This is a genomic window from Paraburkholderia sp., from assembly GCF_034668105.1.
Lineage (GTDB): Bacteria > Pseudomonadota > Gammaproteobacteria > Burkholderiales > Burkholderiaceae > Paraburkholderia.
In genome coordinates, this window is sequence record NZ_JAXDPY010000557.1 from 1 (window position 1) to 8,754 (window position 8,754).

5 protein-coding genes and 1 pseudogene are annotated in these 8,754 nt (G+C 60.7%); all 6 read right to left on the reverse strand.

The features are described from left to right. Positions 1–5: 5 nt before the first annotated feature. Complete coding sequence (locus QOC89_RS24635) at positions 6–230, reverse strand: hypothetical protein (protein ID WP_323047400.1); 225 nt, start codon at positions 228–230, stop codon at positions 6–8. Between the two features lie 115 nt (positions 231–345). Beyond that, positions 346–549, reverse strand: coding sequence for a hypothetical protein (locus QOC89_RS24640; RefSeq protein ID WP_323047401.1), 204 nt, complete (start codon positions 547–549; stop codon positions 346–348). Positions 550–551: 2 nt separating this feature from the next. After that, entirely contained in the window at positions 552–4,628 is a 4,077-nt protein-coding gene (locus QOC89_RS24645) for an RHS repeat-associated core domain-containing protein (protein ID WP_323047402.1), read from the reverse strand. 86 nt (positions 4,629–4,714) lie between these two features. Continuing rightward, positions 4,715–5,140 carry a DUF1795 domain-containing protein gene (locus tag QOC89_RS24650; RefSeq protein WP_323047403.1) on the reverse strand — a complete coding sequence of 142 codons (426 nt, stop codon included), beginning with the start codon at positions 5,138–5,140 and terminating at the stop codon, positions 4,715–4,717. Between the two features lie 168 nt (positions 5,141–5,308). After that, positions 5,309–7,126 (reverse strand): annotated as a pseudogene (locus QOC89_RS24655) (type VI secretion system Vgr family protein); the annotation flags it as partial. A gap of 211 nt (positions 7,127–7,337) precedes the next feature. After that, on the reverse strand, positions 7,338–8,754 hold a 1,417-nt coding region (locus QOC89_RS24660; protein ID WP_323047404.1), incomplete at its 5' end, for a type VI secretion IcmF C-terminal domain-containing protein.

Genomic DNA, 8,754 nt, shown 5'->3' on the forward strand with positions numbered 1-8,754 from the left:
TCGCCCTACAGCGAACTCCGTGCCCACCATACCGCACGGCCCTCGTTGTTGTACATCGTATGCGGCGCGCCATTCGGATCGCACGCAAGCGGATACCACTCGCTCTCACACGGCGACGGATCGCCGCCATAACACAGCCGCTCCTGCGCCAGCACCGCATGACTGCCCGGACGATAGTGCCAGCGCCGGGTCTCATTGCACGCCCGCGTATCGCGCTTTTCGCGGCCCATTCCTCGAACGACCGGCTACCCTGCCACAGGTAATCAGTCCGACGCGGACGGTGACGGCACGCGCCGTCCTTACACACGCCGCTTTGAGAACAAGGACCGCTTTGCGCGGCCTTATCTACTCCGAAATCATTCTATCAATCGCGGCTCCAACCTCACCAAGCAACTTAACAACCTTTTCGCGCTCGGCACCCATTCGAGCTTCAAACTCAAAAAGATCGATTCCATTACACACCTCATTGAGAGCCGAATTTATAATCAATAACTCATCCCGACTTACTCCGACATTCAACCGATCCACAGATAATTTAATAACTTGCATTTTTACCTCAACCCATTGAAATAATTAATCCCTCTGGATGGTCGGAAAGCAGTTCCACCGTCGACAGCTCTCGGGTTATGAATGACAACCGTACCGAATGTATCACTCCAGTAAGCCGTTCGACCATTACTTAAACTACGTGTATACGTCGGATTATTTATTACGTCGTCAACCAATCCAGCAAATTGCGCACGCGTACGAATTCCCAAACCTATGTATTCACCTTGTTGAAGCACATGCTTTTCAAACGAGTGTCCGCCCGCAATTTGGTTGGCAAGCCCACAAGCCAAGCCCAGCGGATCAATCCATCCAACCGGATTCGCCGCATACGCATAAAGATTAACCCCTCCCGCCAACCCAACCGGATCCTGACTAACAAACCGTCCCGTTTCCGGATCATAGTACCGGAAGGTGTTGTAATGCAGCCCGCTTTCCTCGTCCGCATACTGACCCGCGAACCTTAGCGGCTCATCGAACAGCCTGTCGCCGCGCCGCTCGGTCCCTCTGAATGCTCCAAAGCCAGAAAATCGCGGCTCCCACACCACGTCGCCATTCGTGTCAGTAACGTCGTACACCTGACCATTATCGTGCGCATGATGATGCCAAACCACCCGCCGCCCACCCGCGCGACGCTGCCCGTCAACACTAACAACGGTCTGGTCTACCCGCGCCATCGGCTGGTAGGCCGAATCCGGCGAATAGACATAGGTGCGCACCGTCTCATCGCGCAGCACCTGCACCATGCGCATGCCTTCCCACACAAAACGCGTCTCGTCGATGAACGGACTGCCGTCCGCTGCCATACGACGAGTGACCTTGCCCGTCCGCCTGCCGATCGCATCGTAGTGATAGACCGTATCGTGCCAGCCATGCCGGCCCTGCCCCGACGCACGAACCATCCGCCCCTCGTCGTCATAGACGAAGTCCTGGACCATGCCCTCCTGCTCCCGCCGCACGAGTTGACCGAAGCCGTCGTAGCGGTAGCTCATCGTCCGGAAACGTTCCAGCAGATCGTCCAGAATCCGGCTGGCCGTGCTGTCGCGCGTCGCGTCGATCAGGTTGTCGGCGGCGTCGTACGCGTAACGTTCGTGCAGTCCCTCGTCGTCGTGGCAACCCGTCATCCGCCCCATCGCGTCGTACGCGTAATGGACGACGCTACGTCCATGCGGGCCGCCGCCCTGCCGCGTCACCTGATACAGATTGCCGGCAAGATCGTACTGATAGGCCGATCCAACCGGGTCGCCACTTGTCATTCCCTGTCGCCCGGACCGCTCGCTCAGCCGCGAAACCGTGCGCCCGCGCGGATCGTACGCCGTGTGGCAGATACGCGGTCCCTGCGTGCGTCGCACTTCGCGGTGCAGCGCATCGCGTTCGATATCGACAAGCGCTTCGCCATCCAGTCCGATCTGATGAACATGTCCTGAACCATAGTGCAGCATCGAAACTCGCTGCCCTAAAGGAAGATGACGTTCAATTACATTACCAAGCTCGTCATGGCGCGACGCCGAACGCTGGCCGTCCGCGGTTTCCGCCACCATACGACCCAGCGCATCGTACTCAAAGCTGAGCTCGCTGGGGAGGATGCCCAAAGCCATGCCGACGGCGCTCGGTTGCCTGCGAACCGCAGTCACACGATCGAGCCTGTCATGGCTGTAGCGGGTGAGCGAACACCGGCCGTGTTTCCCGATCAGCCGCCCGGACGCATCGCGCTCCAGTCCGATCGTTTCCGACTTGCCCTGGCGGCCCGTCAGCGTCTGCCCGATCACTTCGCCATTCGGGTTGTAGCGCAACTCGCGCTGCAAGCCATTCAGTCGCAGTTCATGAATCAGGCGCCCGGCGGCGTCGTAGGCAAAGCTGTAACTCGCGCCGTTCGCATTGGTCAGCCTGATCAGCCGCCCGTGTGGATCGTAGCGATACTCGAGACTACGCCCCAGCCGATCCGTATAACGGTCCGGTTGCCCGCGCGGCGTGTAGTCCCACCGGGAGACCTGCCCCAACGCATTACTGTGCCGGCTGATTTGGCCGAGCCCGTTGTATTCGAAAGTCTCGCGGGTGCCGTCGGCATAAACGACGGTTCCGACCGCTCCGCCCGCATTTCGCAACAGTTGGGTCACCTGTCCGAGCGCGTCCGTCTGGCGGACCAGATCGCCCTCGTCATTCCACGCGTAGCGCGTGGTCGAACCGGAGCAGTCCGTGCGGCTCACGAGCAAACCGTAGCGCTCATCGTAGGCGAATCTGTTCGCGCCGCCGCGCTCGTCGGTGTAGCACGTGAGCAGCCCGTGCCGGTCATGTTCGAATCGCGCGACCTGACCTAAAGGATCGATCCGCTCAACGGGTAAGCCCTGTTCCGTGTGCGTCCACTGCCAGACGCTGCCGTCAGGCAGCGTGTCGCTCGCCAGTCGCAGCGTCTTCAGGTGATACGTGCTTTGCCAGACTCGTCCCGTGGCGTCCACGGTTTCAATCACGCGCCCTAGTGCGTCGTAACTCAGGCGCTGCACTCGCTCGTCGGGGGACTCAATGCGGACCAGTTGCTGGTGACCGTCATAGTCGAACTGGTAGCGCGCCCCCAGGTAGTCGGTCCATTGCGTCACCAGATAGTCCTGATCGTACGCCCAGCATTGGGTACCCTGGTCTTCGCTGCTAACGCTCGCTCGCCTCGACTCGAGGTCATATGTGAAGGTGTACTGCTCGCCGGCGTCCGTGCTGTGTTCGACCACGCGCCATTCGTCGCCATACTGCGCATAGCGGTAATCGCAGCGGAAACCGAGCGCGTTGACATGCCGCGTCATCAATCCGCCGGTATAGGCAAACTGCCGCACCAGTTCGTCGGTCCCGTTGCGCACACGGATCAGTTGCCCATTGCAGTCATAGCCGTAGCGCACGAGACTGCGCCGCCTTCCGTCGATCCGGTCGACGCCGGTCAGACGGCCGTCGTGATGGTGCAATTCAAGGACGACATGCGCATCGTTGCGCGCTTCGACCAGCACGCCGTGTTCGTCACGATGGAATTCGATAAAGTGTCCGAATTTGTCCTCGATGCGTTCGAGCACGTGGCGACCGTTGAGCGGTTCCGCGCTGAATCCATAAAAGATATCGTCCAGACCGTTCAGGATGTAGCGGCCATCCAGCGCGTGAGACAGATAAAGCTGCTCAAACGGGTTGTATTGATACTCGCCGGCCGGGAGATCGTCGAAGCCGACTTCACGCCCCTGGAACCCGACGTATTCGAGGCCGCGATTGCTGCGCCGCAGGTGAATGTCCCAGTTATGCTGCCAGCCGCGGCCCAGCATGCCGCCCGTATCAACCGCGCTCGAATATGAACGGGCACCGAAGAACGGCAACAAGCCAGGCATGTCGAAATCCAGCTCATTGGCGAGAACTTTTTGACCTGTCGGGACGTGAACCGGGTGACCAAAAAGGCCAGACAGCCCCTCCGATACTTTCGAGCCCACATAGATTCCCGCGACCTGCCCGGCGATGAATTGCAAGACGCAAGGCGCTGTTGCTTTCATGCCGGACTTCAATGCGCCCGCGAGGCCGCCGGCGACGCCCGCAACCATGAACAAGCCGTTTTTCAGATTCACCGCCCAAGGCGGTATTTCACTGGCAACGGCTATTTCGCAAGCCTTGTCGCTGCCAAAAAATACATTCTTCGATCCCTTTGCGATCGTCGCACCGCAATGAATGTCATCGCCTTTGCGTGCCGCCACGTGCTGATTGATAAAAACCGTGCTGGAACCACAGGCCGCCGGTTCGTGCGGCGTATCGTGGTCGCATAGGGCGACACCGATCTGGGCGGGAACGGCCGCACGCCCATTGACGAACACATTCGCCGAACCCGCTGTGATCGTGCCGGTGAGACTGGCAAACATACTGCCTATCTGCGCCGCAATATCGACAATCTGTTCAGCAATCATGCTGGCCAGAAAGCCCGCAATAAAGCCGACAAGAAACGGGCAACTGAACGTCAGCATTGCCACGGCAAAAATCAGCGCTGCCCCGAGAATCGCACCGATCAGAAATCCAGCGAGAGCTGACGTGTGCTGAATCTGGTCTCCCACGCGTGCTGCTTCAAACATGCTCTTCCTCTTGACCCGGATCCTGAATACAAGGCGCCTCGCGTGGCGCGATACAAGGTTGATCTGGTGACGGCATCGACAGTGGATCAGGCGGGCATGAACGTATCGGTCATGCGCCGCCAGGTCGCTAACTGTGCTGACGTGAAGGGAACCGTATTGGTCGCGGTGAAGATGAGCGCGTGGCCCTTTGCGTGGCCATTCACGAGGAGAGTCGCGCATTGGCGCTGATAAACCGACTTGCCATTGCTGGTGTAGCGGGTCTCGATTTCAATAGCCTCTGCCTGACAGCCGGCAAGCACGACTGTCTCGCGCGACTTGACGGACAAGCCCTTGACCTTCCGCTTCAGCAGACCGATCTGCCGGTCGACATAGGCGTCGAGGGTTTCATCGTTGCGTGCGATGTCGCGCGCCACCTGAAGATTGGACAGGCCGTCCGTGAGTGGCGCCTGCACGAAAATATTCACGGACCGGTCGGTGTAGCCATCGGGCAGGGTGATCCTGCCTTCATTCATTGTGTATTGCACTGTCATCGTCTGTTAGCAATTGAGTTTTATCTTGCTGCCGCTTACATGCGTTTCGTCGGTTGATTGGCTGTTGATCGCCTTCGAGATCAGACTGATCAGCGCGGGCGTCAGGACGATGGTCGTCCCCTGAACAACCAGTTTGATTTGAGTCTTCGCTGAGATGGTCACCGTGCCTTTTTCCGACGTCACGCTAATGTCGCCCTCCGTCGAGGTCTGGGAAATGTCATGCTTGATCGTCTCCGTGTGTTGTCCATCGACGATCTGGGTCCGGTCGCTCCTGATCGTTGTCACTTCCTGCCCTTTGACGATCTTGGTGCGATCCGCGCCGACCACATGCGTTTCGTTATTCTTGATTGCCGTGTTCATGTCCTTTTCCGCCTGGAGCATGAATTCCTCCGCCCCTTCCCTGTCCTCGAAGCGAATTCCGCTGTAATTGGACCTGCCGCCCTTCATCGAGCGACTGATGATCCCGCTCTGCGTCGCATTCCCCGGCAAGTCCCATGGCGGCATCGACGATGCATTGAATACGCGCCCTGTCACGATCGGCCGGTCCGGATCCCCGTTCTCGAAGTCCACGATGACTTCCGTTCCCACGCGCGGAATGTTGACCCCACCGAAGTTGCTCCCCGCCCACGGATACGACACCCGCACCCAGCACGACGAGCCCTGATCCATCACCGCCGACCTGTCCCAGTGAAATTTCAGCTTCACCCGTCCATACTGGTCCGTCCAGATTTCCTGTCCCTTGGGTCCCGTCACCATCGCCGTCTGCGGACCGCTCGTGCGCGGCTTGTCGACCGTGCGCGGCGGCCGGTACATCGTCGTGGCAGGCTGCACCACAAACCGGCTCCTGACGCTGTATGCCGCCTCGCCGCTCGCCTGCCCCGTTTCGCTTGCGGTGAGCCGTGCGCTGATCACCAGATACTCCCGGTTCGCTGCCTCCTGCGGATAGCCCGCGAGCCGGAACGTCGTGCCGCACACCACTGCACGCAGGTTGCCTTCACCGTTTGCCCGCTCACCCGATGCAAAGGCTTCCTCCATCCGCACCCGCGCAATCTGCCGGCCGTGTTCCGGGTCCGTGAAGTCACCCGGCCATTCGTAGCGTTCGAGCTGGTTGTGCGCCGTCTGGCGCGCCAGCGTGTTGACCGTTTCGAGCTTCGCCTGCGGCCGCTCGAAATCGAAGTCGTCCGTCACCCAGCGGCCGTGCCGGATACGCTCCACCGTGTCGAACGCGTGCACGTACTCCGCATCGACCTTGTGTCCCGGCGGGAAGTACGACAGTTGCCGGTACGCTTCGCTCTCCACCGGTCGGTGCGCGCCCACGTGATCGACCAGCACCAGCCGGTGCACGCCCCTTGAATGCTCGAAGAACCAGTAGATGCCGTGTTCCTGCATCAGCCGCTGGATAAACTCGAAGTCCGTCTCGCCGTACTGCACCTGGTAGTCCAGTACCGGATAGCTGTCGCCCAGGCGTTTGTCGTAGGCGTAGACGTAGTCCTTCAGCACCTCGTCAACGATCTGCACCACAGTGCGCTGCTGGAAGATGCGGTAGTCGCTGCGCTGGTCGGCCAGGTACAGCCACGGTCGCAAGGTCAGCCGGTACTGGCTCTGCCGGTTCAGTTGCCCCGCGAACGCTGCTTCTGCCACGATGCCACTGATCTCGCGGATACCGCGGCCGAGGTTCGCTGCACCGCTGAGGCCGACGCCGCCAGGTACAGGCGTGCCCATGCCGTCGAGCTGGATCGACACGGTCAGCTCCTTGCCGATCATCGCCTTCAGATCGAGGTTGGCGGCGACGCGGTCTGGAAATAGTGGCTCGGCGGGTGTGATCAGGTTCAGCGTGTAGGTATAGATTTCGGATAGCGCTTCGTCGCCGTCGATCGAGCGGAGTTCGAGGGCGGAGCCGCCCAGCGGTGAAGCTGGTAGTGCCGCGCCGCTGACTGACAGCGTTCGCAAGGAGGGGACGCCACGCATTAGCGAGTCCTCCGGGCGATGCCCACGTCGATACACCATGCGCGGGAATCTGCGACGCGTACCGCCGTATGCTCAACCACACCCGAGCACTTACTCGCAATCCGTCTGTTTCCCATCATGTATCTCCTATGAAGAGCGACCGTTCCCAGCGACGCTCCCCAATCGCGATTACGCTGTCCTTCCTCGAACAACCCGCTTCGCTCCATTGCAATCACTCCGCCCGGGCAAACGGCGAGCCCATCGGCAACCCCGTCGGCGGTCCGCTGTCGTTCAGACTGAACGTAGGCATGGAGCTTGGGCAATGAAACGAACTCAACACGTCGCTCGTCAGCGGATTGGCGACACTGCCGGCTCCTGCTATATCGAGCACCGCCTTACGTCCATCGAAATCGAACTCGACGCGCGTGCGCCCCGGTGTCGCGGTATCGATCAGCGTGCCCTTCTTCAGCAGACGCATCAGCGCCCACGGCCCGTCAACGGAAAGTGTCGACGTCTCGGGACGGATACGCGGATTCGCCGTGATCTCCGCATGCGCACCACCCTGCGGACCTGGCCACGTCACAGGGAAGGCACGCACGGGGCCGTGCTGGTACTGCATGCCCTGGCCGTCGATATCGAGCGCGAGACCCGTGATGACCGGATCGAGTTCAGCGATCCTGATGTCCGCCTTCCAGCTGAGCTTTTTCTGACCGGACTCGGTAAAGAACACATCGCGGATGGCCTTGGCCCGTTCGAACGACTGCAACGCCGGCCCCTGCACGGGCTCTGTCGCGCCGGGCAGCGTCCGGTAGCGCCACGGCTTTGCGGACGTGTCCACGAATGGGGCGAGCGTTTTAGCAAAGAAGTCGTCGAGAACACCGCCCTGCGCGAACACGCGGTTGAAATCGTCGATGCTCACGTCCTGTCTGCCATCGGGCGAAAACGGATAATTGCCCTCCACCGTGAGCCGGCACGCATCGCCGAGCGTGGCAACCATCTGCCGGGAGAGCAGCTGCCCGATACCCTGATTGACCTCGAACGATCCCTGCACGGCCAGGTCACGCAGCACTTCACGCAACGGCGCGGGCAAGGTATCGGCGGTCAGCTTGAGCCTGAGCGCGGCGTCGCTCGCCGGCGGCATGCTGTTATTGGTCAGCGCGTTGTCGGCAACCGTGAGTACCGTGTAGTAGTTGTTCAACTGGCTCGCAAGACTGTCGAGCTGCAACGCGCCGCCTTGAGCGGCGGATTGCCCGCCGGTTTGCGTCGCTGATAGCGTATCCCCCACACCGGTCACCACTTCACGCAAGGCCGCAAAATGACCGTCGACCAACTCGCGCTCGAGTCGCTCCTCCGCACGAATCCCGAGAACCGGGTCGGCTTTCTGTGCCAAACGACCCGCGGCCTTTTGCAGGAACGAGGGGTCCTCGTCCGTGTCCGGAGCGGTCAAAGTGGTCTCTTTAACCGCCGCGCGTGCAAGCCTCGCAAGCGGCGAATCGGGCGCGGCGAAGCGACGGAGCACCTGCAGATCGAACGCGAGGCTCGTCCCCGTGACCGGCCTGATATCGCCGAGAAACGCATCCCACTGCTGTGCGTATTCGAGCAGATATTGCCGGCGAATTTCACCGGTCAGCGGATCGTCGCCAGGCTCG